This is a genomic window from Priestia sp. TRN 1309 (assembly GCF_050846875.1).
GTDB lineage: Bacteria > Bacillota > Bacilli > Bacillales > Bacillaceae_H > Priestia > Priestia zanthoxyli.
In genome coordinates this window covers 56,490-83,190 of the sequence record NZ_JBOZGM010000007.1, presented here as the reverse complement: position 1 = coordinate 83,190, position 26,701 = coordinate 56,490, and the positions used below count along the sequence as shown (strand labels likewise).

The window sequence follows — 26,701 nt, the reverse complement described above, 5'->3', positions numbered from 1 at the left end:
GAGACAACCCTGTAAGGAACTGTACCATTTCACTTCCAGCGCCATCATATACTTCATTCATTCTCTCTTCACTTCCTCTGTGCTGTCACTAAACATAATGTTTGAAGGATTCATCTCCTGACTTAAAATGCCCAATCCCATTTGAATAACCCCATAAGTGAAAAATTCCGTTCGACTGCATGTAGAACCATTCACTACTTTTTCTTCCCAAGACATAGAAAGCGAATTCCACATAACATTAAGAGTACCTAGAGGTTTTTCAATCGTTCTATGCATATTGTCATACGTGTTCCATTCTTTTAAGTTCTTTATGTCATTCCACGTATCTTGCGAATGGGCGCTCCCATCGCTCCATACGCTCGACCAAAACTCCGTCCAGCCTGAAGAGCCTTCTAGCTCTCCATCTGCTTTTCTCATTTGCTCCGCAGTGTCTTTTACTAATAAATGTGCATTTTCCGTTAGCGAATCAAGTTTGCGAATCATATGCTGTAACTCTTCCTGCAAGTCCAGCACTTTATCAATATCTGCAACAGACAAGAAATGTAGATTTGTAGCTTCCCAGCTTAGTTTTTGAAGTGCATCAGCCGTCTGTGAATGAGACTGTTGAATTCGCTCTGCAAATGTCTGCAGCACCTCTGGATTTACTTTTATCTCCATGTATGTCCGTCCCCCTATCTCTTGTAAGCCTTCAGTCATCATCCAAACATTTTTTAAGCCTATACGGAAAGACTCACTTTCTAAAAGAGTGAGTCGATAATGTTATTTATTACGCCGATGCTAGCTCTCTTAATCGTGAAATTTCTAAGCGTAAAGTTTGAAACAATTCATCCCTTACGTCGTACAGATGAAAAGTGGATTGCGTAATATCATTATAAATATCCTCATATGAGCTCTTAGAACGCCCTGACCAATCTGACGCATATTGTTGGTGCGAATTTTGAAACAGATAGATACCTTCTTCAAGAAATTCCATGATACGTTGAACTTCATGTAAATATGATTCTAATTGATCTGCATCTCGACTATATTCTTTGCTTTTTCTTCTTCGCTCTATGTCGTCAAAGAGATCATCAATTGCATCCATAAAATGTCCCCACGTCCTTCTTCCTCTTTTATTAGAAGTCTCTTAAAGTAATGTTAAAATAAGGTTACAAAAAACAAAATCCATCATTCAAACTATTTTCATACCTAGGAAAAAATATCTACATTTCTCTTTTTTTACTTATTTATACAGGGGAAATAGAGAAAATAAACAACGCCAGGCTGCTGTAATAAAGCAGTAGACGTTGCTTTTTAGGTTGTGACACTGCTGTTATAAAAAGGAAGAATACCTAGTTTACATCCGACCTTTTTGTTTCTTTTTCTTGTTAAATGGCTTTTTTGAAGGTTTTTTAGCTGTACGGGACTGCTCTTTTGTACCTTCATCGACGATTTCGCCCATATAAAGCTCTTTTTTCGCTAATGAAAGTTGAAGTTCACGTGCGATTTGTTTTAAATTTCGCTCTTCTCGTTCAGTGACAAGAGAAATGACTGTACCTTCTGCTCCCGATCTGCCTGTTCTACCTGAGCGATGTACGTATTGATCTGCATCTTGAGGAACATCGATATGAATTACATGCGTCAATCCCTTAATGTCTAATCCTCTAGCTGCGACATCCGTTGCTAATAAGACAGGGAAATCTCCTTTTCGAAAACCTTTAATCGTCGTAGCACGATCTTCTTTTTTCGTTTCACTGTGTAAAGAGCCTGCTTCTACACGCTTAAATGTTAATTTTTCTTCAAACTCGATCAGAGTATCAATCCCTTTAAAAAAGGCTAAAGCTTTCATTTGTTCTTGACGAACTAGTTTTCTAAGCACGTCCACTTTATCTCTAGCTTCACTTTTGATGTATACATGCTCTACCTTCGAAGCTGGGAGTTCATCTCTTCCTACCTCTATTTCAAGAGGCTGGTTCATCATGTCTTTCGCTAGCGATTTGGTACGTTCTGATACAGTAGCTGAGAAGATTAGGATTTGACGATCACTTAACGCCATTTTTACAATCTGTTGAACCGTTTGAACATGCTCAGGTACAAACAATTGATCCGCTTCATCAATCACAATTGTTTTGACTTCGTGCATTTTTAATTTCTTCATTTTAATTAATTCGTTCAAACGTCCTGGGGTACCAACAATGATATTAGGGCGCTTTTTGAGTTTTTCTAATTGCCGTTTCATATTTGCTCCGCCAATAAACGCAGCGCTTGAAATACCGCTTCCCTGCGACCAAGTTTGAATTTCACCATGAATTTGCATAACTAATTCATGGGAAGATGCTAAAATAACCGCTTGAACATGAGATGGTCCCGGCTGAATGCGATGTAAGACAGGCAACAAATATGCCAGTGTCTTTCCTGTTCCCGTTGGGGATTCTCCTATTACATCTTTATTAGCTAAAATCTCTGAAATAGCTTTCGTTTGAATGGCAGTAGGCTCATTGAACCCTGCTTTTTTCCACGCCTCTTGTAAAAAAGGCTGTAAAGTCTCTATAAACTGACTCATATCTATCTCCTTTTCCATGCTTTTCTCGATATTATAAACGATTTTTTTATTTCAATTAAACGAATGTATCAGTGGCCATGTGCGTTAATACTGACCTTAATTTCTATTTATAAATAAACCTTCCTTATCCCAAGGGACCCTGTCAATCCGTCAGTAGAAAAGTCGATTGTTGCCTTAACTTTTCTACATCGATATACATAGCTTCAACTATGATACACTATTGCTTCTATAGAAAACAATATGATCCTCTTTATTATGGACGAAAACTTGTATAAGAAGGAGGTTTTATGTCCTATATGGATCCGGACGCAAAGGGCTCAGCTGCTTACTTCCTCTTTTTCAAGAAAACAACCGCCTCTCTGAACTACGAAAGGCGGCTGTTTCGTTCTGTAATTGGCATATCAATAGTAACCGTTGTCCCTTTTCCTTTACCGCTTTTAAAATGCATGGTACCTTGATGACGCTCCATGATTTTGTAACACACGGCCAGCCCTAAGCCCGTTCCAGCTTCTTTTGTAGAATAAAACGGCGTCCCTACTTGTTCAATCCTCTCTTGACTCATTCCGATTCCATTGTCTTCGAAGTGAATCAATGCTCGTGTATCTTTTTCTTCAACTGTTATTGTAATATGGCCTTTCTCAATAATAGCTTCTACACCGTTTTTGATCACATTGATGAACACTTGTTTCAACTGATTTGCATCAGCCGAAACATTAATAGGCCTTTTTGCTGTTTCTTTCAATAAAATAGAAACATTATTTAAATTGGCCTGCGCTTCCATTAGCGTAATAACTTGTTTTAAAATCTCGCATAAATTGGTCTTTTCAAAAGATACATGCTGCTTTTTTCCAAGAATGAGCATTTCACTGGAGATTAAGTTGATGCGGTCGATTTCAGACATCATGATATCTAAATATGTGTCATTTGTTTCCTTAGAGGCTTGCATAACCTGTACAAAACCTTTTAAAGAAGTAAGGGGGTTTCTAATTTCATGTGCTACGGCACCTGCCATTTGTCCAATAACCGACATTTTTTCCGAGGTTATCATAAGCTCTTCATCTTGGCGGTATGTAGTAATATCGCGTGCAATCATAAATACACCTACTACCTGCTTATGAACAATAATGGGAAGCAAAGAACACCTAAGCAACCGTCTTTCTCGCTTTCTATTGATCACATTCATTTCGAACTTAGCACCTTTTCCATTCAGCACTTCTTTAAAATACTCTTTACACATATCAAACTCTTCAGCTGCGATAAGAGCTGAAGGTTTCATCTTTTGCAGTTCTTCACTGGAGTATCCAACGATTGCTTCACCTTCCGGGTTAGCAAGAAGTACTTCACCCGTTTTACTTATTTCAAAAACACCATCAGGGTTATGTTTGAACAAAGATTGATAGTGCTGATTGCTCGTTTGAAGTTCGTGTTCTTTCACTACGAGCTCTTGCTGGGACTCCACTAGTTTATAAGCTCTCCTATATACCAACCCATACAAAATAATACCCGTAGCTAAAATAAAAAACCAACCTTTGTATTGTTGAAAAAAAATATATACTTCAAAACGACCTTGCGCTAATGTTCTAGATATATTATCAGATATCAAGATCCATACAGCGCCAATAATGATATATATAATTGAAATTCTTAAAGCTACTTTACGCGCGTGTTTCACCAAATTTTAATCACCTGTTTATCCGTATTGATCCCCTGTCTTATTGCCTTTATATGAAGTGTTCACTTTTTGTAGCCATTTCATGCCGTTGTAAAAAATTGATGAATGGCCTGACCTAGGTTACTAATAGATTTTACATTTGCTTGAAAATGATACTGGTGAAGCCATTGACTGTGATCGGGTGTCACACCTGTTAAATAAATCTGTACGCCCATTAGCTGAAATTCCCATATTAAATGTTCTAGGGCTGCAACACCTCGTTCATCAATTTGACCGATTCCATTAAAATCAATGATAACTCGATCAACCGTTTCCTCATCTATTTGTCTGAGCAGCCGATGTTCATTTTTCATGATGACTTCCTCAAATAAATCGCCAAACAGAGGTATAAGCACCATGTTGTTCGATAAATGAATAAACGGTCCCGACAGCTCTATAACTCGGTTCATGGCCTTTTCTAATCGTTCTTTTTGCAGCAGCAGTTCTAAGTCTGTTTCAGATAAACGCGCTGTATGCTGTTCGATTTTTTCTGAGAGAATTCTAATTTGAGAATCTTCCTCTACACATATTACATGCGCCTTATCTTGCTCCCATTTGCAATTCACGGTATAAAGAGACATCTTAGATTTACGCGAATGCATGACTAATTCTGTTTTTATTTTTTCCTTCTTTCCTAATCGTTTTCTAGCTTTGTTCTGACTATCTTCATCAACAATTTCTAAAAAATGTTGAACCTCTCCGAATAAAGCGGCTGCTTCATCAGATTGCGCTAGAATATTCATTTCCTCATCCATAATAAAAGCAGGAAGCGGAGCATATTTAATAGTCGACAACCTTAATCCCCCTAATTGATTGATAATGAAAAAGCTCTTTCAACTCCTCTAGCTGTGCAATAAATCGAACTTGATTTGTTTGAACAAGAGGAAACTTATAGTTTGAAACTACTCGGCCTCCAACTAAAATAAGCGGCTGATGTTTTGTCTTTTTTAATCCTTCTATATATTCGTTTGCTTTTTCTATATGATGAGTTAAACTGAACGAGATTCCTACTAAATCAGGTTTCCATTGTTCAACAGCGTGCGTTGCATGTAAAAGCGGAGAATCTGCTCCTAAAAGTTTCGTCTGCCATCCGTGCTCTTCAAAGAGAATGGAAATCATTTTTAAACCTAAAAAATGCTGTTCATTTTCTATACACAAAAACAGACCTTTTTTTTCACTTTTAATAACTTCTTGTCTTATACACAATTGATAGCGTGACAAAACATAGTCACAGGTAGTAGTAGCTAAATGTTCATCAGCCACTGAAATTTCATCTTCTTCCCACATCATACCGATTTGAGCCATTGACACTGAAATGAATTGCTGAAAAATATAAAATGTATCGAAACCCTGCTGTCTTTTTTTCCACACAATATTCCAAGCTTCATCTTGATTCCCTGATAACAGTAATTCAGTCAAGCGTTCTATGCTTTCAATCAAGAAACCACCTCTTTTTCAGTCAAACGACTTGTTTTTTTTCTTTGTTATTATCAACCATACCACTTAACTCACCGGCACTCTACAGTAAAATATTCTCACACCGACAAAATAGCACCGGACGTCTCTGACAGGTAAATCTTTTTATTTTTCAAAGTCAACGAGATAGTGATGCAGCAAGTGACGGTTTTGTTCATTGTATAAGTACGCATACACAGGACGTCCTATTGTGCCGTAAGTCATTCTTTCTCCAAGAAGACCTATATCTGTTAGAAATTTTAAATATTTTCGAATAGACACTCTTGAAATTCCCGTTTTTTCAGCCACATCATCGGTCGAAAAAGGGTGATCTTTAAGATGCACAATGGCTTCTACGATGACTTCTAATGTTCCTGTCGTTAGACCCTTAGGCAACGGCTCTACCGGAGCTTCTTTTATTTTTTTATTAGACAGCAGCCCGTCTAATTCCTGTTGATTAAGCTGAGGTTGCTGTTTTAACGTACGAAATGTTTGTTTATAAGCCGAAAGTGCTTGATAAAAGCGTTCAAATGTAAAAGGCTTAATCAAATAATCAATCGCTCCATAGCGTAAAGCTTGCTGAATCGTTTGGGCATCCGAAGCAGCGGTGATAAAAATGACGTCTATTTCCTCTTGCTTTGTTCGAATCTCTTGTAAAACTCTCAAACCATTTTGCCCAGGCATAAAGATATCAAGCAGTACTAAATCAACTTGATATTCATTTACCTTCACTAAGGCTTCATGACCCGAATGAGCAACAGCGACCACTGTAAACCCCTCTATCTCTTCAATGTACTTTTGATTAAACTGAGCAACCATTGGGTCATCTTCAACAATTAATACTTTAATCAACTTGATCTCTCCTTGTTTCGTACGGAATATCAATATAGAATGTGGTACCGCTATTTATAAATGAGTCAATAACGATTTGGCCACCTAGTTCATCAATCGTTTGCTTCACTAAATGCAGCCCAAACCCTCTGCTCGTTCCTTTTGTAGAAAAGCCTTTCTTGAAAATCTGATTCATTGTATCGGAAGGAATGCCGCAGCCTGTATCCGTAACTTGAATCGTAAGCTTATTGTTTTTATACACAAGCATAACGGACACTTTTTTAGAGGCTTGATGACAAACTGAATCAATTGCATTATCAATTAAATTTCCAATAATGGTAATGAGATGATGAGTAACGTGTGGATCTGAAGGTTCTGGAATAACTTCATCAGCGGAAAACGTCAGTTCTACGCTTTCCTCTCTAGCATAACTCATTTTGCCCATGAGAAACCCTGCCAACGCATGATCTTTAATAGATTTAGTCACTGAACTAGATTCATCGACACGATGATTAACAAGCTGATGAATATACGTTTTTAGCTCATCATAATAATTCATCTGCACCATTCCTAAAATCACATGAAGTTTATTCATAAATTCATGCGATTGTGCTCGAAGCGCTTCCACATACATTTTAACACCTGTTAGCTGTTCTGCTAAGATATTAACTTCTGTTTTATCCCGAAACGTAGAAAGTGCTCCTACAATCTCTTCGTTTACCACTAGCGGAACCCTATTAACTACAATGGCTACTCCATTTATGACTTGCTCTTCATCATAATGAGATTCCCCCGTAGACAAAACGTCGTCCAATCTGGAGGTGGGCATATATTCTCGAATAGACAAACCGATTGGCTCTGGTGCTAACCCTGCTTTAACAAATAAACGGCGTGCAGAACGATTAGCAAGTGTAATATTACCTTCTTTATCAACAGCTATCACTCCTTCACGAACCGACTGCAGCATGGTGCTTCTCTCTTCTAGAATTTTAGCAATTTCAGAAGGTTCCAAGCCAAATAAAATTTTCTTTATGTAATTCGCTAATAAAATAGCACCAAGAACGCCTACAAGTAGGCCAATTAATGAACCTAAAACAATTCGACGATGCCCATCTCTAATCGCTTCATTTACATTATTCAAAGAAATCCCCACAGCCACTGCGCCAATTTGTTGATTTTTTTCATTATAAATGGGTGCAAAAGCGCGCAGAGATTTATCAAGCGTTCCTTTTGATACAGATACATAAGATTTCCCGTGCAATGATTTTTGCTCATCGCCTCCGGCAAACCTCTTTCCTATCTTTTTAGGATCTGGGTGAGATTGGCGGATTCCATTCATATCTATAACAACGATAAACAAGACGCTTGATTTTTTACGAATTCGTTCAGTAAATTCCTGAATTGACTGAGGTGTTTTTGTCTCTAGTCCTTTTTTCACGTTCGTTGATTCTGAAATAATTGTAGCAATAGTCCGAGCTTTTTCAGCCTGTTGATCTCGGATGTTTTTTCCAATTGAACTGCTAACTAATAAATCCGTTAACAATAGCGATAGAATTACCACCATGCATACAAGCAGCACCGTGATGCTTCGCAGCCCCATTCTTCCGTGTTTCACATTCTTCCCTCGCTTCCCTGCTTTCCTTGTTTATAGCACAAGAAAAAGATCTTATCTAGAGGCAGATAAGATCTTCGCTTATTTAATTTCATTTTTACTGAGTTGATGAACATTTATACAGGAAGGTTAACAATCTACTTTATAGTTTAGGTCCTTTTCGATATTTGAACCATCCCATTTTATAAAAGGCAAAGACCATTACGCCTACAAGCCCAATCATAATGCCCAGTACAATAAAATAATTATATTTCCCCGTCAGTTCCGGCATATATGAAAAGTTCATGCCATAGAGGCCAGCAATAAACGTCAACGGTAAGAAAATAGCTGACATCAGCGTTAGCGTAAACATGATTGAATTCATACGATCCGAGTTGATGGACATAAAGCTTTCTCGAATATCATTTGACAAATCCCTGCTTGCTTGCATAATTTCAATCATATTTAATAGGTGGTCATAAATATCATTAAAATAGCGAACCTGCTCTTTTGCTTTTAACGCATTGGTTGACATAATACGATACATTAAATCTCTCATGGGGTTTAAAATCCGGCGCATTCGTGACAAATCACTTCGGATGTCATAAAGCTGCCTCATTAGTTCATCCATAGGTTCGTCTTTTGCATTGTCTTCAATGTCGTCTATGTGATCTTCAAATTTATAAAGCACAGGGAAGTATTCATCAACGGTATGATCTAAGAGTTCATACATGATATCCCATGTTCCATCTTCGGTAGCCTCAGGGTCTTTTTTGATAAGCTCCCACACTCTAGCCACGCTCGTTAGCTTGTCCAAGTGGTAAGTGACTAAAAAGTTATCCCCCACAAATGCAGATACTTCTAAGTGCTCAAGCTCTTCTTTATGAAGTGCATAATACACTAAAAAATAATGCTCATCATACAACTCAAATTTAGCCCGCTGACCTTGATTCAAACAGTCCTCAACTGCTAAAGGATGAAAATTAAATTGTTCAAGCTGCTTTTTTTCTTCCTCGGTGGGATTGTAAAAATCAACCCAATACCATTGAAAGTCATGGCTTGAACGAATCTCATTCATTTCTATCTCTTTAATAGCTCCTTCTTTGGTTTTAGCTACAATTTTAATCATAAGATAACCTCTGTCTTTTTTGATACTATTCTCTGCACATACCCTTTTTACCATTTTGTTAAACTTTTTTCTTTTAATGTACGCCTTTTCTTGTCTATACATACGATGATGGTGACGACAAGAGAACAAAACGGTGAGGAGGTATATCCATATGTATGAATTTTACTCCCGGCATGAAGAATATTGGGAAGATGATACAAGACTAGACGAACAGCTTTTAAGAGATATAAACAAAGCTGTAAACGATGAGTTTTCCGCTATTCACTACTATACACGCCTAGCAGAGCTGGCTCCTAATGATCAGTTTCAACAAGCTATATTAGGTATTCGGCAGGATGAAATTAAACACTTTGACTGGTTTTCTAAAGCCTATTATGATTTATCAGGCAGCTACCCACAGATTTCATTAAACATAAAACTGCCAAATACTTTTCAAGAAGGGGTCTCTGAATCCATTAAAGATGAAGTAGAAACCGTTCCATTTTATCAATCAATCGCTAGAAGAATCACAAATGCTCGAATTCAAAGCCGCATTGTTCGAGCTGCGAGCGATGAACAGCGCCACGGTCAAATTTTTCGAACCATTCAGTCCCACTTCTCATACTAAATAATACGCTTGCCACTGCAAGCGTATTATTTAGTATGGTTTTATTATTATCTCTTACTTTGTAGCATTAAATTCTTCTTTAATTTTTTGGAGCAGCGTTTGATTGGTTAATACGTCATACCCTGTTAATGCCATTGTTTTTGCACCAAGTATCATTGCTTCTCTTCCTTGCTCACTTAAAGCTGCTTCTCTAAATTCGTGCGTATGACAAACAAAATAATCATCACAAATTTGAATATACGGATGAATAGCCGGAACAACCTGACTCACATTCCCCATATCTAAAGATCCATGATCGCCTTGGTCTTCCGTAATGCTTTGCTCGCTCACACCTAATGAGATGAGATTATTTGTATAGACGTCGGATAATGTTTGATTCGTTTGCATATCATCATAAGAAAACTCATAGTTTGAGATTTTTAATTTTGTTCCTGTCGCTAAAGCAGCACCATGTGCACATGCCTTCACCTTATCTGTTACTTCATCTACATATGCACGAGTTGAAGCGCGAACATAAAATTGTGCTACTGCATAATCCGGTACAACGTTGGCCGCCTTGCCACCCTCTGTAATCACTCCATGAATACGTACATCCGGCTTTACATGCTGGCGAAGCGCATTAATGCTATTGAACGTTTGTAATACACCGTCTAGTGCATTGATTCCTTCATGAGGGGCAGCGGCAGCATGTGCAGATTTTCCGAAGAACTCAAACTGAATCGCATCCATCGCAAGAGAACGCCCGCTTTTTTGATGACAGTGATAAGGGTGCACCATCATAGCTACGTCTAAATGATTAAAAATACCTTGTTCAGCCATCGTTACTTTGCCGCCTCGTGTTTCCTCTGCAGGCGTTCCGTATACGTATATTTTACCGCCCGTTTTTGCGACTGCTTTACTCAGACCAATACCAGCGGCAATTGACATGGTTCCAATTAAGTTATGTCCGCATGCGTGTCCGAGATCCGGCAAAGCATCGTACTCTGCCATAAACCCAATCGATGGACCTGGCTTTTGACTGTCATAAACAGCGGTAAAAGCCGTTGGCAAGTCACATGTACCAATTTCAACTGTGAACCCTTGTTCTTTTAAAACATCTGTTAATGCTTTGCAAGCCTTAAATTCTTCATGGCCAAGCTCAGGATTTTGTCCAATATATTTGCTTACATCATAAAATCTATCCTGTAATTTATTAATTGTTTCATTTATTAATTGTTTCATTAGTTGTACTCCTCTTTTAAATATTTAAACAAATTATAGTATATTTATTCGTTTTTTGAAAGCTAGTTTTTAAGACGTGTTTTCCTATCACCTTAATATGCCTTATAATTAAACTACTAACTGTTTTAAAGAAGGTATGCATAATGATTAACGTAAAAAAATTTAATTTTTTAGGCGGTCGTATTATTAAAACAGGCATTGCCGTTTTTTTGACTGCACTCATTTGTCAGTCCGTTGGCTGGCCGTATATGCTCGCTGTTATTACAGCCATTGTTACGATTGAACCAACCGCTGCGGATTCTATCAAAAAAGCGTTCATTCGCTTTCCTGCTTCAGCAATTGGAGCTGCTTTTGCCATGATTTACACATTTCTTTTAGGCGTAACGCCGCTTACCTATATGCTTGTTGCTGTTTCTACTATTATATCCTGTTATAAATTGCGTTTACATGCCGGAACACTCGTTGCAACGCTAACAGGAGTGGCTATGCTGACGATTGTGCACGACCATTATTTCATATCATTTTTAATTCGCCTAGCGACCACTAGTATTGGGCTGCTTACTTCTTCACTTGTAAATATCATTGTTCTTCCTCCTAATTATACACCGATTATTACGAGGAAAATTCAAAATCTCTCAAAACAAATGAGTAGCGTCTTACAGCAAAGAGGAAGCGAACTTTCTCAAGTACACGCTTGTCATAAACAAACAAAGCTTCAATTTCAGCAGCTTTCTGCTGAAATTGAAAAAATTGAGACGCTTTGTGAGTATCAGCGAAAAGAATGGAAATTTCATCATTTCACTCGTACAGCTATGAGAAAATTCCACTATGAATATAAGAAACTTTCTCTTATGAGGCAGCTTGTCTACCATATTGGTAATTTAATTTATTTGCCCGCTCATCAGCTGCAAAGTGCAAAACATCAAGTGATTTGGGACACTTTCACTTCCTTTCATAACGTCTTACAAAATGAACAATATAAAAGCTCTTTGCAGCATCAAACGCTTGTTTTGACTTTAAAACAAAGGTTTTGGGCACATAAGCAGGAAGAAAACAGAGTGGATCAGCCTTTTTCAACAGAAACAACCATGCTGTACGAACTTCTTGCGATTCATCACCTGCTTGAAGAACTACACCGTATTCATCGTTTGAAGGAACGCTATAACTTAAACAATTCGCCTGTCTCACTTTCTTCATAAAAAAATCCTCACAAATGTGAGGATTTTCTTGTTTACGAAACTTGTGACTCATCTTTCTTATATTCTTTCTCCCAGTAGTCCGCATTTTTAATTCCTAGCTTAACAGGATCAAATACGGGGTCTACCCCTTGTTTTTTCTGAGCTTCATAGTCTTTTAATGCAACTAACGCAGGCTTAGCTAAAATTAAGATAGCAATTAAATTTAGCCATACCATAATACCAAGTCCTGCATCACCTAACGCCCAAGCTAATGAGGCTTGTTTCACTGACCCGTAGAACGTAGCTCCCAGCAGGACAAGTTTTAATGCAAACATAGCCCACTTCCCGTTCTTTCCGCGAGTTAGATAAGCAATATTTGTTTCAGCAATGTAATAATAAGCCATGATCGTTGTAAACGCGAAAAAGAATAGGGCAACTGCCACGAAGCCAGCTCCAAACCCCGGCAACACCGTTTCAATAGCAGCTTGTGTAAATCCAGGTCCTGCTTCTACACCCGGTAAATTTGAAATAATAAATGAACCTCCCGGTCCTTCCGTGTTGTACATGCCTGTGAATAAAATCATAAACGCTGTTGCTGAACAAACGAACAGTGTATCAATATAAACCGAAAAAGCTTGTACAAGACCTTGTTTCGCCGGGTGTGAAACTTCTGCTGCAGCTGCTGCGTGCGGCCCCGTTCCTTGTCCTGCTTCGTTTGAATAAATGCCGCGCTTCACTCCCCAAGAAACAGCTAAACCAACGATTCCTCCAAAAGCAGAATCTAATGCAAAAGCACTTTTAAAAATAAGAGCGATAACTCCCGGCAACTCCGAAATGTTCATGGCAATAATAATAAGAGCTAAAATAATATACCCAAGTGCCATAAAAGGTACAACGAATTGGGCTACCCCTGCAATACGCTTAACGCCTCCAAAAATAATAAAAGCAAGAATAATAACTAATCCTACTGCTGTAACCGTTGGACTAACACCAAATGCATTGTCGATGCCAAGCGCGATGGAATTGGACTGAACGCCCGGCATTAAGATACTCATCGCAACAAGGGCTGCAATGGCAAATAAAATGCCATACCATTTCATACCTGTTCCTTTTTCAATGTAGTACGCTGGACCACCTCGATATTGGCCATCTTGCTTAACTTTATAAATTTGAGCCAGTGTTGATTCGATGAATGCACTAGAAGCACCAATAAAAGCAACTGCCCACATCCAAAATACAGCCCCTGGACCTCCAAAAGCGATAGCTGTCGCAACTCCAGCAATATTTCCTGTTCCAACTCGTCCCGACAGCGCTAAAGACAGTGCTTGGAAGGAAGAAACTCCTGCTTCTGAGCTTTTACCCTGAAACATCAGCATAACCATGTCTTTTAAGTGTCGTACCTGTAAAAACCTTGTTAAAATCGAGAAAAACAGGCCAATCGCAAGACACCCATAAATAACAGGCGTGCTCCATAGCACATTATTCAAACTCGTTACAAATTGCTCCAAACGATAACCCCCTTATTTTTTGATTCAGACTATTTTAAATTATAAGTTAAATTATAAATTTTAACAATAAAACTCTAAATTAAAACTTTTTTTTAGTTAAAATACACAAAAAAAGTTATAAACCCCTCAAAAACATCCAATAAGAAATCGTTTACACTCCATAATTATTGCTCTCAAAAAAGAGATATCTGCACCTTTCTTCTCAAGAACACATAGGCTATAGGAGTTATTTTCTATTAGAAGGTGTGAAAAACAATGATGAGAATCGAGCCTTTATTTTATCGTTCTTTAGCTCTAGACCTTCTTTATGCGTGCGTCTTAGCTTATAAGCAATACGCACAGGGAGGCACATTTGATGTACCTGAAGGCTACCGGCTTATTAAATCGTTTAAAGCTTCTGCCGTAGGGGTGCAAGAATGGTTTGGTTTTATTTTAGAATCTGATGACTCTATCGTAATTGCCTTTCGAGGAACTCAATCTGAGGCAGATTGGATTGCTGATGCTCGCATTAGGCAGCGCCCCTATCCATACAATCAACGAGCCGGGCTCGTTCATGAAGGTTTTTTAGCCGTTTACGAATCATGCCGTGATGAAATTTTTGAAACATATAAATCGCTTCCCACCAAGCCCATTTATATAACGGGGCATAGCCTAGGTGGCGCACTCGCTGCTCTTCATGCCTTAGATGTCGCCACAAACGCATCTTTTCCGGAAATTACAATGTACAACTACGGAGCTCCTCGAGTAGGGGATCCTCAATTCGTTCAAACATACACAAATCTTGTTTCAAATAGCCGCTGTTTTGTTAACACGACGGATACGGTTCCTAAAATCCCTCCGAAGCGACTCTATTCCCCTTCCACCAAGCAAACAATTTATTACGATCAAGACCCTCTGCAACTCTCATTTACCATCCAAACAGGCTCTACCGTAGGGAACCATAATCCCCAAACATACAGTGTTGGGATATGGATGATGTCGGATTACCCTATTTTGGTCCAAAAATAAAAAAACAGGCGGAATGCCTGTTTTTTTATGCGCCAATTGCTGTTTTGATTTCTTCTATTTGTTCTTGGTGACGCTTTTCATGATAGCCAATAAAATCAATCCATTGCTTTAAATCCATTAACCCAAACACAGGATGTGGAAACGATTTTTGCTTTAGGTTTTCTTCACTGGCTGTTTCTTCTAACTCTACTAAAGCCGCTCTTGATTCCGCCAGCTTACTCTTCATTTCTTCTAATGTCTGCTTTTCATTAGAAGGCGTAACTTGAGCCGGTGCATCTACTTTTCGAGAACGGTCTACCGCTAAATGAAACGGCTTATCTTCGGTTGGCTGATCTACACCGTTTTCTAACTGATCCTTTACACGTGAAACAATCATGCGCTCCATCAAATATAAATGTTCTAATACTTGCATAACGCTCCATGTATTAGATGCTGGCTGCTGATTTAATTGTTCATATGTTAATGATTCTACACTGTTCAATACATCATTTCGAAACTGTTCATTTTTGTTCATTGTTCATCCTCCTCTAGGATTCCTCTAGCTTATCGTATCAAAAAACTCTTCTATATAAAAAGGATATCCCTTTACTTAACCATGTTTTAGCTGCAATTGTTTCACGTGAAAAAAATATTTTTTCTATTTGACATAGATCAACTGAAGTGTTATATTTAGATTTCTGGCTTTTCTTTAAGAGCTGGACATAGTGAAAGTAACTTGAAAGGATGTATCGTACAATGCAAGGTAAAAATACTGGCATTCGACACATGTCTTTGAACAAAACTTATTCACACTGGATCGGCTTCGGAGCCGTAAGGATGCAAGAGAGGTAGGGCTTGCGTCGTTTAGGTTAATCGATCATGTGGAAAAACAAACCGCGGCAATGGATGAAATCCATGCAAGCACAATCAATGCTAATTGTGCCCTAACAACAACGAAACTTACAAAAACCGTAATCATGGATTTTATAAAGAAAGTAATCATTTTGTTTTTACACTTGCAAAAAGCAAGTTACTGATAAGAAACACGAACAAAAGCGAGCAGATGCATCTGCTCGCTTTTTTAATGATGATTTTTTATTTACTTTATCATTTCTTTTTTTAGGGAATCTTATAAAAAAGCCAAAACCAATATGGTTTCGGCTTTTTTCTTATTGCTCTGCTAGTACATCAGCAAATGCTTTTGCATAAGGAGGAAGGTCTGGCGGACGGCGGCTTGAAATGATGTGGCCGTCGATTACGACTGCTTCATCATGCCAAATAGCTCCCGCATTTTCCATATCATCTTTGATTCCTGGCGTACTTGTTACGTTTCGGCCATCTAAGATTTTTGCAGAGATTAATACCCATCCTGCATGGCAGATTTGGCCGATTGGCTTTTGCTGTTCATCCATATGACGAACCATTTCAATTACTTCAGGGTAGCGGCGCAGTTTATCCGGCGCCCAGCCTCCAGGTACTAAAATAGCGTCATATTCAGCTGGATCAACACCTTTAAATGCATAGTCCGATACGGCTGGAACACCGTATTTCCCCATGTACGTTTCGTTTGCTTTTTCTCCAACTAAATGTACTTCTGCTCCTTCTTCGCGAAGACGCATCACTGGATACCATAGTTCTAGATCTTCAAAGTCTGCACTAACAAGCGCAATAACTCTTTTATTTTCTAAGCGCATCGTAACACCTCCGCCATCAGTATAGCATGTTGGAGAATAAGATTGAAAATAAGGAACTAAATTGTACATAATTAAAGGATTTTTCAAGTGCCCTTCAGAAATTTTTTGTATGCCAAATGATCTAATTTTATATTTTTACTTGACTGGGGACAAACATCACACTACAATGTGTAGTGTGATGTTCATAATGTTGTAAAATTATCCAAATAAGAAAGACTTTATTTAATTGCTACATTTCTTTTTACGGGCTTTTACACTACATAATGTAGTGTTTTTCAAATACACTTAAAGGAGGAAGTAAAGTGAATAAAAACGTCGAAATTGGGTCGCTTATTATTCGTTTAGTATTAGGTTTTACATTTTTAGTACACGGCTTTCAAAAATGGCAAGGGGGAATTGAAAATACAGTAGGCTTCTTCGATAGCTTAGGAATCCCTGGTTTCATGGCATATATTGTGGCAACAATTGAACTTGTAGGTGGGGTTCTGATTATTCTTGGTCTAGCAACAAGAGTCGTAGCTGCTTTATTTGTGGCAGTTATGCTTGGCGCTATTTTTACAGCCAAGCTTAAAAGCGGATTCGTTGGCGGGTTTGAGTTTGATATTGCCTTAATTGCCATGTCTGCTCACTTATTTGTTGCAGGAAGCCAGTTCCTTGCTCTTGATAAAGTGGTATTTAAAAAGAAAGAAACTGCTTTTTCTCTTCAAGAAGAAAGCAGTAAATAAAAAAGAAAGCTTATACTCTCCCAATATAAGCTTTCAGGTTAGTCCCGCCGTTTGAGGCGGGCTTTTTTTATATTTGAAGCAGCAAATTCGCAAATAAAGAAGAACGCTCGGACAACGTATCAATTTGAATATGTTCATATTCTGCATGTATTCCTTTTCCGCATGCTCCTAATCCATCCAACGTGGGAATGCCAATAGCCGCTGTAAAATTGCCATCACTTCCGCCTCCAACAGCTGCTTCTTCTAATTTCATACCCAGTTTGGCCGCAATCGACTGAGCGCATTCAAATAACTCTTCCGTTTGTTTAGACTTAACCATTGGAGGACGGTTCATGCCTCCTGTTACTTCAATCTTAATCCCTTTTAAAATGGGCGTTAAATTCAAAATAATATCCGTCATACGTTTTGCTTCTTCTTCTGTAGAAACACGTAAATCCACGTGCGCTTCTGCATATTCCGGCACTACATTCGTACCGCTGCCTCCGGTAAATGTCCCAACGTTCACCGTTGTACCTTTTTCATAATCGGTTAAGCTCTGCAGAAAAATCACTTGGCGCGCTAGCTCTTCAATAGCATTGATTCCTTCTTTGTGGTGATTACCAGCGTGGGCTGCTCGTCCCCACACCTTTACGGTGAAAATCCCCGCTCCTTTGCGCGACGTTTTTAACGCACCTGAACCCGCCACCGCAGGTTCTGCTACTAGCACTGCTTCACTTCTTTGTGCTTCTTCTTCTATATATTTTTTAGAGGAAATTGATCCAATCTCTTCATCTGAATTGCAGAAAAACACAATTTTTTTATCCATTTCTAAGCCGAGCTCTTGAATCGCTTTAATTGCCCATATTGATTGCACAATGCCGCCTTTCATATCTAAAATTCCCGGACCATAAAGCTTGTTTCCTTCTGTTCTTAGACTCAGCCTTCCCTTTTCCCATACCGTGTCAAAGTGACCGATAATTAAAAGCTGCTTCTCTCCTTCTCCAATCGTAAATTTCAAGTGGTTTCCTACTTCTTTTTCTTCTATGATTTCATACCCTACGCCTAAACGCTTCTGAAACAGCTGCGTTAAATACATTCCACACTGATCCACTAACTCTTTACTGTAGGACGGTGATTCTTTTTTCACAAATCCAACTAAATCTTCGAGCATCTCTTGTTCATGTTCTTTTAAATAACTAAATACGCTTTGTTCTACCATTACCTGACTCAAATCAATTCCTCCTCCAAACAACCCCTGCTGCTTGTGCATTCATTGCTTTTATTTATCGTACGTATGAGTATGTTCTACGTTTCACATAACGACCTTAAATTATCCTTAATTATAATGGTTTTCAGACAATTTTCCATCCTTAAAATACAGATAATACTTTAACTTATTCATAACCGACCGAAAATAGCCATAAACTTCAACAAATTTATACAAAAAAGCTTCAATCTTCAACAGATTAAAGCTTTCATTTTATTAATTGACATTTATTTTGATATTTTTCCCTTTTGACTTCACACTTACAAAAACAAACATAGACACTAAAAAAACAAACAAAATAACGCCAACCATTTCAAAGTTTACTTCGGCCCATGGATTAAAGAAAGTGAATGCTAAGTAGAAGGACACCCCGTATGCGAGGATAACAATAACCCAGCCCATCAAGCGGGAAGCAGATTGCCCAAACTTACTCGATTCATTCACCATTTTATGTACAATCAGTGAATCGATTGTATCTGTCAGCATCATACCAAACATAAATACTAGTCCTAATAAAAGCGGCGTATATTTGCCTGCGTTCCCTACAGCTAGAGACCACACGGCCGTTTGACTGACCGTTTCAGCCGCTAGGGCAAACAGCGCTCCTACAAGAATAATTAAAAAAGGATTCGTTGTTCCTTTTGCGATTTTCGGAATAAACTTCCCTTTTAACCCGCTCACCTGAAACTCTTCTTCTTTGTTTTTAGTTCGAAGCAAATGATATGTGTTTAATGTCCCAATCAGAAAGAGAGAGATGATAGATACCCAAGATGCAAAATGATCGAAATATGCTGGAAACGTAAAATTCTTCATCACTACGCCCAGCACCCCGGCCGTGACGGCCACCATTCCTCCATGACCTAGTGAAAACAGCGTTCCGACCCACGGAGCAAAACGGCTGCCCATTCGCCAATTATATCGGGTCTGGCCATCAATAAAAGCTAAGTGATCTGCATCTAATCCGTGCCTGATTCCTAATAAAAAGACAAGTAAAAAAACTGATAAACCTTCCATTTCCTACACTCCTTTTTTTAAAATAAAACGTAAAAAAGCCTCAATTCTATAGAAATTGAGGATGTGTCGGCATATGAAAATAAACAGTAATTACTCACTGCGTACCTTGATACACCGCCTCTTTCCTAGAAGAGTCAAGTGTACAGAATAGGTAGGTCTCCTGGCTTGAGATCATCATTTTCTACCGCCTTCCCCGTTTTGAGTGACGATAAGATAGAAAACTCCCTGCTTACAGTGGCTGGACCGCTCGAGATTTGCACTCGATTCCCTGTTACCTCTTACGCTATGTAAGAGCACCTAAACTGTGCGAATGATTCATTTTCTTCCTCATTATACTAGTACTCCTTACAAATGAATAGAGAAAATTCAAATAAAAAAGCCCTGCTGAGCTTTACATGCTTAGCAGGGCTTTTTAAAGCAATTAAACTACTTCTACCGTTACGTCTACGTTGCCGCTGATTGCTTTTGAATACGGGCAGTATGAGTGGGCTAGGTCTACATATTTTTTAGCTGTTTCTAAATCTAAACCTTCGATATGAGCTTCAAGCGCTACAGCAATTTTCACTCCTTGATCAGCTTTATCTGGAAGCAGCTGAACCGTAGCTTTTACTTCACTGCTTTTAATTTCTACGTTATGTTTTTTCAACATAAATTCTAACGCGCTGTTGAAACAAGCACTGTATCCAGCTGCAAATAGCTGCTCTGGGTTTGTTGCTGTTGTTGCTTCTCCACCAAGCGCTGGAGGTGTTGCAACGTCTAAATTAAAGATATTATCTAAAGAATGAACTTCTCCTGTTCTTCCACCTGTGTTAACGACTGTCGTTTCATATAAAGCTTTCATGTATAAATCTCTCCTCTTTTTTAGTAATTTTATTAAAATTTTTTATTTATCGTTTCTGTAATTTAATTGTACACAATTCAATTTTAAAAAACAAGTGTTAAATACATTAAAAATTTTCCAATAAAAAAAGCCGCGTATATGCGACTTTTTCTTAATAATATTGAGACTGTTCGTCATAAGGTGATTTTCGAAAAATAGACAAGTTGGTAATAGCCCTCATCAGTTTCGTATTAAAAATAACATAATGAATAAACAGCGCCAGCACGCAGCCTAAAGCGGCTCCTGTTAACACATCGAATGGATAGTGAACGCCAACCCATACGCGTGAAAATGCAATGAGTGCACCCATGACAACCCACATGCGCCCTGAACGTTTGAAATGCAGCCAGATGGTAAAAGTGATAACTAATGCAGATGTAGCATGATCGCTTGGAAATGAAGAATTCGCGGCGTGATCAATAAGCTGATTCACGTGGTGAGAGATAAACGGACGATCTCGATAAGCAAATAAACTAATCACTTTATTGATAATGACTCCTGTGGCACAAGCACATAAAGCTTGAAATGCTACAACACGGCTGCCGTTTTTATTAATAAGTAAAAACAAGCCGAGTAAAACAATAAGTACATACTGGGCATAATCTGCAAAGAATACCATTAGCGAATCTACAAACTTCACATGCGAGGCGTACTGATTCACCGCATGGAAAATGGTATAGTCTACTGAATTAATAGCTGATAACATAATCGAAATCCTTTCTTATTTTTAAATGTCATTAGCTATCTTATCAGTTTCTTGGGAAAATGAACATGTTTTTGTCAGAGGCTTCCTAACTGGTATTTATAAATGACTTAGTCAGGCTGAGTGGTAAGCCAACAGATTTTTGCCCATTAACTTACCTGCGAATGATCCACGATGTTTTGTTGCAAAAAGATTTCTTCTAAAGAAGGCTCTTCTACGTGAATTTGATAAATATCGATACCGCATTGAATCAATTCGCGAATAATCAGAGGGATATTTCTCTCTTTTTGAAGCATCACTTTTGTGTACGTGTGATGGTATTCCACGTCCGGACTCACCGTACGGAAAAACTGTTGAATATATGCTTTATGACTGCTTGGGTAAGGATCATGTTTAATCATCACCGTTTTTTTCGCTTGGTATTGAAAACGCAGTTCTTCCATTGTCCCTTCTACTAAAATAACACCATTTTTCATAATCGCTACACGTGTACAAATCTTCTCAACTTCATTTAAATTATGAGACGTCATAAAAATTGTCTTGCCTTGATTTTGAAGTTCTCTTATTAATTCATGAATGTGGAGAGCAGATTCAATATCTACTCCAGAAGTTGGTTCATCTAAAAAGACAAGATCTGGGTCTGTTACAATCGCTTGAGCAATTCCTAACTTCTTTTTCATTCCAAATGAAAACTTTCCAACTTTCTGATGGTCATGTCCTTCTAATCCTACTTTCTTCAGTACATTACTACAGTGTTCTTTAGAAAAACGATGTCCGTTTATCTTTAAAAAATAGCGCAAATGATTGAGTGCCGTCATCTCATCATAAAAGGTAGCATAGTCAGGAAGCACGCCTATTTTCTTCTGAAGCTCTAAATCAATATCACTCTGTCCCAGCAGCGTAAATTCTCCCGCTGAAGGAAATGAAACGCCAGTAAGCATATTAATAAATGTAGACTTCCCTGCTCCGTTTCTCCCTAAAAATCCGTAAATTTCTCCTTGTGGTACCTGTAAATTAATACTGTTAACAATTGTTTTTGATCCATACTTTTTAGTTAATTTACTTGTTTCTATAGCATACATATTATACTTCTCTCCTTTTAAAACTCCAAAGTGCCGTACATAGACAAAGTGCTGCAAAAATAAGAAGAACCGTTAAATACCCTTTCTCCAACTTTAAATAGTAGTAAGGTGTCACATACTTAAACCATGCAATGTACGCTTTTGATGAAAATATGCTCCATACGCTCAGTACCGGTAAAACAATTGATAAAATAATTGATAAAAACATAGTATGAATTGGATTTGATAGTAAAGCTGAAAGCATTAAAACAGATGAAATGATACAAGTAGTGAATAGCAGGCACTCTAAAAATATATAAAAAGAAAAATGATGCGAAATAAAACCAATCAGTAGAAATGAAATAGAGATACAAACAAGCCAGAAACAACAAATTCCTAAGAATTTTCCTAGTACAATACGCTCTCTTGATGTTTTGGTAACTAAAAACCTGGCTGTTCTTGTTTTAATTTCTTGATTAATAACATTGTGAGAAAGACTTGAAATAAACAAGGGTCCGAATCCGAGAAGCATCACCAAAATTCCCCCGTTGGCTCCATCTCGAATCTGTGCGCTCGTCAGTTGACCTCCAAGTTGACTAACTAGATGGGCTATTCCATAGGAAGCACCGCATACGATTAAAATAACGATAATTGATTTAACACTTTTAAATAAGCTTTGAAACTCTTTTACACTAATGGCCCACATTTTTAAAATCTCCTTTTTACATAAGTTTGACTGCTATCATCCAACAAAAGGATGATTTATTCCCTCAGGTAAAGCTTTTTTCTCTTTGGGCTTTCCGTTCCAAGAAAAATTTGTCCATATGCGCAGCAGCTTTTCCACCGGTCCAGTTTGAAATTTTTGCACGTACATATAACTTCCGATAAGCTGAATTCCGTAAATACCTATGCAGACAAAAACCCCTGCAATCATTCCGAGCTTTCCGAAATAACCTAATCCATAACCATAAAAAATCGTCGTGCATATAACCGTTTGCATTAAATAATTACTAAGCGATATCCTGCCTACGCTTTCAAAAGCCTTCATCAAAAATGACTTTTCGTATTTCGCATATAGCCAAGCAAAGCCTGCAATATAACCAAGAGATAAGAGACTCCCACCTAACATATGTGTAGAACCAGCCCAATTAGCATCTGGCCATACGTACATAGTTCCTTTTAACAGCAAGCTAAGCGGAATCAACACGGCCGCCCAACGGCCATACTGTTTTTGATTAGCTGAAGCGTCGTAAAACCAATTTTTCTTCCCCGCATACATACCAAACAAAAACAAAGCACCCATTATAAATGGTGTAAACAAGAAGGCAAAAGCAAATTTATATCCTGCTATATTCATCGGATCAACGTTGTTGCGGTGGTCTTTAATTTGTTCATAAGTTCCACTTCCATACACATGAATCGTATCTTTTACGTATGTGGTGAGCGTTTGCTTATCACTAAGAAGATACATATTATCGTTTAATGAACCGTAACCGGCTGCTCCCGTAAGAACTAGTAAAATTGATGCCCATACCAACAGCGTTTTAGCTTTACGGTTTAAAAAGAAAACTAATAAAAATATCCCCATCATTCCGTAAAACGTAAGAATATCTCCTTCCCATAAAAGTACTCCATGCAGTAGACCAAACCCTAGAAGCAGAAGAAAGCGGCGAAAGAAATGCCTTTTTACTCCTAACTCCCTTCTTTCTAAGCTTTCTTTCATCTTCACCATTGAATAGCCAAATAAAAAAGTAAAGATTGGCATAAAACTTTCTTCTACGGCAACTTTTAAAAAAATATAGGCTGCTGAATCGCTTGGTGATAGGGAAAAGAGATGAATCATATCCTTTCCATAAATACCGTATTGAAAAATTAGCATATTCGCTAGTAAAATACCCAGCAAGCTAAATCCTCTCATACTATCAATTACTTTAACCCGCCTAAAATCATTACTCATCCTTTTAACTCCTTTACTATGTGTCTATATATTTAGTATATGAAATGAAGGTTTCAAGAAAATAAACAGGAGATTATCTTTTCTTTAACATTTTCCAATTTTGTTAATCTTTTCGTAATGTTCTTATGCTAAAATCGAATACGTATGAAATGAAACAGAGGTGATTTATATTGGAAGATGCATCTATATTGCTAGTTGATGATGAAATTGCTATTGTCAAAATGTTGGAGACAGTATTAAAAAAAGAAGGCTTCAACCAAATCTATAAAGCTCACACCGCTCAAGAAGCGCTAGATGTTTTACATAATAAAACGATTGATATTATTTTGTTGGACGTCATGCTTCCCGATAAAAGCGGATTTGATATTTGTCCTAAAATTCGTGAGCTCTCAAACGCTTATATCCTGTTCATAACAGCCAAAGTATCTGACTTGGATGTGTTAACGGGCTTCGCCATGGGCGGAGATGACTACGTAACCAAGCCATTTAATCCTTTAGAGATTGCGGCACGAATTAAAGCACGATTGCGCAGAAAACAAACGCTGATCGAAAGAAGTCCTGTAAAAATGGAATTACAGCCTTCAAATCGCTATGAGTTTGATCGTTTTATCGTAGATGAATCCGCTGGAGAGCTCATTGTAGATGGTCAAACGGTTGCTTGCCCCGCACAAGTATTTTTGCTACTACTTCATTTTTGTAAAAACATGAACATGGTTCTTTCTAAATCACAGCTGCTTGAAGCCGTTTGGGGATATAACCAGTTCGTAGACGATAATACGGTAACCGTTCATATTAGAAGAATTAGAGAAAGAATCGAAGATAATCCTAGCAATCCAAAACATTTAGTTACAGTGCGCGGACTTGGATATAAATTAGTGAACGGAAAAGCACTATGAAATCAATTAAAAGAAGGTTGACCTTTCATTTTTCGTTTCAGTTTATTGCAATTATTGCATGTGTTTGCTGCGTTCTTTTTTGCGCTTTAATGTTTCTAGCTTATTACCTTTCAAAGCAAGATATCAAAAGAGACTTGCCCTCTGGATCACTTAGCGTATTAACCGGGGATACAACAGTTGAAGGTGGAAAAGCAAGCGTTTCAGATGATTTAGCAAAACAACTTAAACAAGAAGGACTATGGTACCAAGTACTGAACAAACAAGGAAAAGTAATTGGAGAAGTTAACTCCCCAAAAGACTTACCTAAGCACTACGGTCTTTCAGAGTTATTAGAAATGGATAAAACCCAAAAATTTAAAGGCTATAATGTCGTAACAGAACTTGATACCTTTTTGACTACACCTACTTATTATATTTTGGGCTATAAAAGCGATTTAAAAGACCAGCTATATGCTTTGTATGCTAAATATAATAAACAAAGTGTGCCTCCCAAAAGCGATATCCCTCTTATCAAAAAGGCGTTAAAAGAAAAAGATGCTTCGCTTCAAATTTTAAATGAGAAAGGTGATATCTTAGCTTCAATTAGAATGCCTAAAGAAAAAACACGTTACGATCCTTTAGAAATTATTTCCCGAAAAATTGAACAAGATAAATATGATTCAACAGCTACTGTATTCCATGATCCAAAGAAGAAAATTTCTTGGGTTTTTTACACTCCTAATAATTACCACAGTATAACCGATGAATCTATTATTCGAAAAGCTTGGATGATCTCCATCATCGTGGCGGTTTCTGTTCTTATAGCCACTATCACTTTCTCCATCTGGAACGCTTTTCGCTACGGTGGCCCCTTACTTCTCTTTACCAGCTGGCTCGGGCGCATGGGAAGCGGAAACTATTCAGAAGTGCTAACAGAAAAAGAGCGGAAGCGCGTCTTTCGGAAGAATGGAAAAGTACGTTTTCAATATCGTTTGTATTCAGAAGTAATCACAGCTTTTTATGAGATGGCGGAGCAGCTTAGCTTAGCTGAAAAAGAACGAAAGCAGCTAGAAACCACTCGTGAAGAATGGATGACTGGAATATCACATGATTTGCGAACCCCCCTTTCGACGATTCAAGGATATGGCCATATGCTTGAAAGCGGCTATTACAATTGGAACGAAGAAGAGCTAAAAGAAATTGGCCAAACGCTGCGTGACAAAAGTGAATATATGGTGGGGCTTGTAGAAGATTTTTCACTGGCCTTTAAGCTTAAAAATAATGTGGTTGCCTTAGAAACAAAAAAAGTGGATGTTCATCAATTGCTTCAGCATATTGTTTTAAAATTCGTTAACGATCGAACTATTAAAAATGTTCAATTCTCTTATGTACCCGTTCACCTTCAACCTTTTATTCAAGCTGACCCGCGCTGGTTTGAAAGAATGGTTGATAACCTAATTTTTAATGCTATTAAACATAATCCGGAGAACACCACTATTACAATTTTGACCATTCTAAAAAGTGACCACGTCTTGATTACAATTCAAGATGATGGAATTGGAATGGATGAAGAAACGCAGAAAAATTTATTTGACCGCTATTACCGCGGCACAAATACAACCGAAAAAACAGAAGGTGCTGGACTTGGCATGAGTATCGCAAAGGCCATTTGCGAACTTCATAAAGGGCATATTGAAGTGAAATCCACTCCTAACCAAGGCACTTCCATTACCTTACATATTCCTCTTTCAACCAATCAGCAGCCGGGCTAACCTCCAGCTGCTTT

The 26,701-nt window shown here is 38.0% G+C and carries 26 protein-coding genes and 1 riboswitch; of the genes, 6 read left to right on the top strand and 20 right to left on the bottom strand.

Annotated features, from left to right (window positions below; genetic code table 11):
* Nucleotides 1-57: 57 nt before the first annotated feature.
* The 9 genes from ACRPLQ_RS23285 to corA all read right to left on the bottom strand — a co-directional run bounded on the left by ACRPLQ_RS23285 (nucleotide 58) and on the right by corA (nucleotide 9,259).
* The gene (locus ACRPLQ_RS23285) at nucleotides 58-657 is read right to left on the bottom strand and encodes a WXG100 family type VII secretion target (protein WP_028412475.1); all 600 of its coding nucleotides are present in this window, start codon (nucleotides 655-657) and stop codon (nucleotides 58-60) included.
* Between the two features lie 109 nt (nucleotides 658-766).
* Nucleotides 767-1,084 (bottom strand): hypothetical protein, encoded by a 318-nt coding sequence (locus ACRPLQ_RS23280; RefSeq protein ID WP_013055102.1) that lies wholly within the window; start codon nucleotides 1,082-1,084, stop codon nucleotides 767-769.
* A 252-nt stretch (nucleotides 1,085-1,336) separates the two neighbouring features.
* Complete coding sequence (locus ACRPLQ_RS23275; RefSeq protein WP_098112296.1) at nucleotides 1,337-2,542, bottom strand: DEAD/DEAH box helicase; 1,206 nt, start codon at nucleotides 2,540-2,542, stop codon at nucleotides 1,337-1,339.
* A 364-nt stretch (nucleotides 2,543-2,906) separates the two neighbouring features.
* Nucleotides 2,907-4,001 (bottom strand): ATP-binding protein, encoded by a 1,095-nt coding sequence (locus ACRPLQ_RS23270; protein ID WP_321201887.1) that lies wholly within the window; start codon nucleotides 3,999-4,001, stop codon nucleotides 2,907-2,909.
* Nucleotides 4,002-4,294: 293 nt separating this feature from the next.
* Nucleotides 4,295-5,047, bottom strand: coding sequence for an STAS domain-containing protein (locus ACRPLQ_RS23265; RefSeq protein WP_028412478.1), 753 nt, complete (start codon nucleotides 5,045-5,047; stop codon nucleotides 4,295-4,297).
* Entirely contained in the window at nucleotides 5,034-5,693 is a 660-nt protein-coding gene (locus tag ACRPLQ_RS23260) for a cobalamin B12-binding domain-containing protein (RefSeq protein WP_028412479.1), read from the bottom strand. Before ACRPLQ_RS23260 ends, ACRPLQ_RS23265 begins: the two co-directional genes overlap by 14 nt.
* A gap of 141 nt (nucleotides 5,694-5,834) precedes the next feature.
* On the bottom strand, nucleotides 5,835-6,560 hold the full coding sequence (locus ACRPLQ_RS23255) for a response regulator (protein ID WP_028412480.1): 726 nt from the start codon (nucleotides 6,558-6,560) through the stop codon (nucleotides 5,835-5,837).
* Nucleotides 6,553-8,139 (bottom strand): DcuS/MalK family sensor histidine kinase, encoded by a 1,587-nt coding sequence (dcuS, locus tag ACRPLQ_RS23250; protein ID WP_049166327.1) that lies wholly within the window; start codon nucleotides 8,137-8,139, stop codon nucleotides 6,553-6,555. Before dcuS ends, ACRPLQ_RS23255 begins: the two co-directional genes overlap by 8 nt.
* A 154-nt stretch (nucleotides 8,140-8,293) precedes the next feature.
* The gene (gene corA, locus ACRPLQ_RS23245; RefSeq protein WP_028412482.1) at nucleotides 8,294-9,259 is read right to left on the bottom strand and encodes a magnesium/cobalt transporter CorA; all 966 of its coding nucleotides are present in this window, start codon (nucleotides 9,257-9,259) and stop codon (nucleotides 8,294-8,296) included.
* A gap of 151 nt (nucleotides 9,260-9,410) precedes the next feature.
* On the opposite strand from corA, the gene ACRPLQ_RS23240 reads away from it, so the two are divergent.
* On the top strand, nucleotides 9,411-9,866 hold the full coding sequence (locus ACRPLQ_RS23240; protein WP_028412483.1) for a ferritin-like domain-containing protein: 456 nt from the start codon (nucleotides 9,411-9,413) through the stop codon (nucleotides 9,864-9,866).
* A 54-nt stretch (nucleotides 9,867-9,920) separates the two neighbouring features.
* Here the strand turns inward: ACRPLQ_RS23240 and ACRPLQ_RS23235 are convergent, their stop codons facing one another.
* On the bottom strand, nucleotides 9,921-11,087 hold the full coding sequence (locus tag ACRPLQ_RS23235; RefSeq protein ID WP_432236291.1) for a M20 family metallopeptidase: 1,167 nt from the start codon (nucleotides 11,085-11,087) through the stop codon (nucleotides 9,921-9,923).
* Between the two features lie 143 nt (nucleotides 11,088-11,230).
* Between ACRPLQ_RS23235 and ACRPLQ_RS23230 the strand changes: the two genes are divergently transcribed.
* Entirely contained in the window at nucleotides 11,231-12,286 is a 1,056-nt protein-coding gene (locus ACRPLQ_RS23230) for an aromatic acid exporter family protein (RefSeq protein ID WP_033580721.1), read from the top strand.
* A gap of 32 nt (nucleotides 12,287-12,318) precedes the next feature.
* On the opposite strand, the gene ACRPLQ_RS23225 is transcribed toward ACRPLQ_RS23230, so the two are convergent.
* A complete protein-coding gene (locus ACRPLQ_RS23225; RefSeq protein WP_028412486.1) occupies nucleotides 12,319-13,773 on the bottom strand; it encodes an alanine/glycine:cation symporter family protein in 1,455 nt (484 codons plus the stop codon).
* A 255-nt stretch (nucleotides 13,774-14,028) separates the two neighbouring features.
* Between ACRPLQ_RS23225 and ACRPLQ_RS23220 the strand changes: the two genes are divergently transcribed.
* Nucleotides 14,029-14,781, top strand: coding sequence for a lipase family protein (locus ACRPLQ_RS23220; protein ID WP_034327418.1), 753 nt, complete (start codon nucleotides 14,029-14,031; stop codon nucleotides 14,779-14,781).
* A 25-nt stretch (nucleotides 14,782-14,806) separates the two neighbouring features.
* Here the strand turns inward: ACRPLQ_RS23220 and ACRPLQ_RS23215 are convergent, their stop codons facing one another.
* Nucleotides 14,807-15,295: a DinB family protein gene (locus ACRPLQ_RS23215; RefSeq protein ID WP_033580719.1), complete on the bottom strand. Its 489-nt coding sequence runs from the start codon at nucleotides 15,293-15,295 to the stop codon at nucleotides 14,807-14,809.
* 634 nt (nucleotides 15,296-15,929) lie between these two features.
* The gene (locus ACRPLQ_RS23210) at nucleotides 15,930-16,454 is read right to left on the bottom strand and encodes a type 1 glutamine amidotransferase domain-containing protein (RefSeq protein ID WP_432236290.1); all 525 of its coding nucleotides are present in this window, start codon (nucleotides 16,452-16,454) and stop codon (nucleotides 15,930-15,932) included.
* A 302-nt stretch (nucleotides 16,455-16,756) separates the two neighbouring features.
* On the opposite strand from ACRPLQ_RS23210, the gene ACRPLQ_RS23205 reads away from it, so the two are divergent.
* Nucleotides 16,757-17,179 (top strand): DoxX family protein, encoded by a 423-nt coding sequence (locus tag ACRPLQ_RS23205; protein WP_028412488.1) that lies wholly within the window; start codon nucleotides 16,757-16,759, stop codon nucleotides 17,177-17,179.
* Between the two features lie 67 nt (nucleotides 17,180-17,246).
* On the opposite strand, the gene ACRPLQ_RS23200 is transcribed toward ACRPLQ_RS23205, so the two are convergent.
* The 7 genes from ACRPLQ_RS23200 to ACRPLQ_RS23170 form a co-directional block, all read right to left on the bottom strand.
* The gene (locus tag ACRPLQ_RS23200; protein WP_033580777.1) at nucleotides 17,247-18,410 is read right to left on the bottom strand and encodes a M20 family metallopeptidase; all 1,164 of its coding nucleotides are present in this window, start codon (nucleotides 18,408-18,410) and stop codon (nucleotides 17,247-17,249) included.
* A gap of 231 nt (nucleotides 18,411-18,641) precedes the next feature.
* Nucleotides 18,642-19,439 carry a sodium:proton antiporter gene (locus ACRPLQ_RS23195; RefSeq protein ID WP_047751749.1) on the bottom strand — a complete coding sequence of 266 codons (798 nt, stop codon included), beginning with the start codon at nucleotides 19,437-19,439 and terminating at the stop codon, nucleotides 18,642-18,644.
* A gap of 133 nt (nucleotides 19,440-19,572) precedes the next feature.
* A riboswitch (cobalamin riboswitch) is annotated at nucleotides 19,573-19,755 on the bottom strand.
* Nucleotides 19,756-19,860: 105 nt separating this feature from the next.
* Nucleotides 19,861-20,280, bottom strand: a complete 420-nt coding sequence (locus ACRPLQ_RS23190; protein WP_028412491.1) for an organic hydroperoxide resistance protein — start codon at nucleotides 20,278-20,280, stop codon at nucleotides 19,861-19,863.
* Nucleotides 20,281-20,431: 151 nt separating this feature from the next.
* On the bottom strand, nucleotides 20,432-21,025 hold the full coding sequence (locus ACRPLQ_RS23185) for an undecaprenyl-diphosphatase (RefSeq protein WP_432236289.1): 594 nt from the start codon (nucleotides 21,023-21,025) through the stop codon (nucleotides 20,432-20,434).
* A gap of 146 nt (nucleotides 21,026-21,171) precedes the next feature.
* Nucleotides 21,172-22,104: an ABC transporter ATP-binding protein gene (locus ACRPLQ_RS23180; RefSeq protein ID WP_028412493.1), complete on the bottom strand. Its 933-nt coding sequence runs from the start codon at nucleotides 22,102-22,104 to the stop codon at nucleotides 21,172-21,174.
* 1 nt (nucleotide 22,105) lies between these two features.
* Entirely contained in the window at nucleotides 22,106-22,789 is a 684-nt protein-coding gene (locus ACRPLQ_RS23175; RefSeq protein ID WP_028412494.1) for an ABC transporter permease, read from the bottom strand.
* A 36-nt stretch (nucleotides 22,790-22,825) separates the two neighbouring features.
* Nucleotides 22,826-24,040 (bottom strand): DUF418 domain-containing protein, encoded by a 1,215-nt coding sequence (locus ACRPLQ_RS23170; RefSeq protein WP_165635429.1) that lies wholly within the window; start codon nucleotides 24,038-24,040, stop codon nucleotides 22,826-22,828.
* A 170-nt stretch (nucleotides 24,041-24,210) separates the two neighbouring features.
* Between ACRPLQ_RS23170 and ACRPLQ_RS23165 the strand changes: the two genes are divergently transcribed.
* Together ACRPLQ_RS23165 and ACRPLQ_RS23160 are read left to right on the top strand one after the other, a co-directional pair.
* Complete coding sequence (locus ACRPLQ_RS23165; protein WP_098112292.1) at nucleotides 24,211-24,936, top strand: response regulator transcription factor; 726 nt, start codon at nucleotides 24,211-24,213, stop codon at nucleotides 24,934-24,936.
* Nucleotides 24,933-26,687: a sensor histidine kinase gene (locus ACRPLQ_RS23160; RefSeq protein ID WP_098112291.1), complete on the top strand. Its 1,755-nt coding sequence runs from the start codon at nucleotides 24,933-24,935 to the stop codon at nucleotides 26,685-26,687. Before ACRPLQ_RS23165 ends, ACRPLQ_RS23160 begins: the two co-directional genes overlap by 4 nt.
* Nucleotides 26,688-26,701 lie beyond the last annotated feature (14 nt).

What these genes read in the sequence shown, in the direction of transcription:
- dcuS (WP_049166327.1), bottom strand. Translation starts at nt 8,139, where the DNA reads ATGGGGCTGCGAAGCATCACGGTGCTGCTTGTATGCATGGTGGTAATT.
- ACRPLQ_RS23195 (WP_047751749.1), bottom strand. Translation starts at nt 19,439, where the DNA reads ATGGAAGGTTTATCAGTTTTTTTACTTGTCTTTTTATTAGGAATCAGG.
- ACRPLQ_RS23215 (WP_033580719.1), bottom strand. Translation starts at nt 15,295, where the DNA reads ATGAACAAAAATGAACAGTTTCGAAATGATGTATTGAACAGTGTAGAA.
- ACRPLQ_RS23180 (WP_028412493.1), bottom strand. Translation starts at nt 22,104, where the DNA reads ATGTATGCTATAGAAACAAGTAAATTAACTAAAAAGTATGGATCAAAA.
- corA (WP_028412482.1), bottom strand. Translation starts at nt 9,259, where the DNA reads ATGATTAAAATTGTAGCTAAAACCAAAGAAGGAGCTATTAAAGAGATA.
- ACRPLQ_RS23160 (WP_098112291.1), top strand. Translation starts at nt 24,933, where the DNA reads ATGAAATCAATTAAAAGAAGGTTGACCTTTCATTTTTCGTTTCAGTTT.
- ACRPLQ_RS23240 (WP_028412483.1), top strand. Translation starts at nt 9,411, where the DNA reads ATGTATGAATTTTACTCCCGGCATGAAGAATATTGGGAAGATGATACA.
- ACRPLQ_RS23190 (WP_028412491.1), bottom strand. Translation starts at nt 20,280, where the DNA reads ATGAAAGCTTTATATGAAACGACAGTCGTTAACACAGGTGGAAGAACA.
- ACRPLQ_RS23235 (WP_432236291.1), bottom strand. Translation starts at nt 11,087, where the DNA reads ATGAAACAATTAATAAATGAAACAATTAATAAATTACAGGATAGATTT.
- ACRPLQ_RS23285 (WP_028412475.1), bottom strand. Translation starts at nt 657, where the DNA reads ATGGAGATAAAAGTAAATCCAGAGGTGCTGCAGACATTTGCAGAGCGA.
- ACRPLQ_RS23170 (WP_165635429.1), bottom strand. Translation starts at nt 24,040, where the DNA reads ATGAGTAATGATTTTAGGCGGGTTAAAGTAATTGATAGTATGAGAGGA.
- ACRPLQ_RS23220 (WP_034327418.1), top strand. Translation starts at nt 14,029, where the DNA reads ATGATGAGAATCGAGCCTTTATTTTATCGTTCTTTAGCTCTAGACCTT.
- ACRPLQ_RS23210 (WP_432236290.1), bottom strand. Translation starts at nt 16,454, where the DNA reads ATGCGCTTAGAAAATAAAAGAGTTATTGCGCTTGTTAGTGCAGACTTT.
- ACRPLQ_RS23275 (WP_098112296.1), bottom strand. Translation starts at nt 2,542, where the DNA reads ATGAGTCAGTTTATAGAGACTTTACAGCCTTTTTTACAAGAGGCGTGG.
- ACRPLQ_RS23185 (WP_432236289.1), bottom strand. Translation starts at nt 21,025, where the DNA reads ATGTTATCAGCTATTAATTCAGTAGACTATACCATTTTCCATGCGGTG.
- ACRPLQ_RS23230 (WP_033580721.1), top strand. Translation starts at nt 11,231, where the DNA reads ATGATTAACGTAAAAAAATTTAATTTTTTAGGCGGTCGTATTATTAAA.
- ACRPLQ_RS23175 (WP_028412494.1), bottom strand. Translation starts at nt 22,789, where the DNA reads ATGTGGGCCATTAGTGTAAAAGAGTTTCAAAGCTTATTTAAAAGTGTT.
- ACRPLQ_RS23280 (WP_013055102.1), bottom strand. Translation starts at nt 1,084, where the DNA reads ATGGATGCAATTGATGATCTCTTTGACGACATAGAGCGAAGAAGAAAA.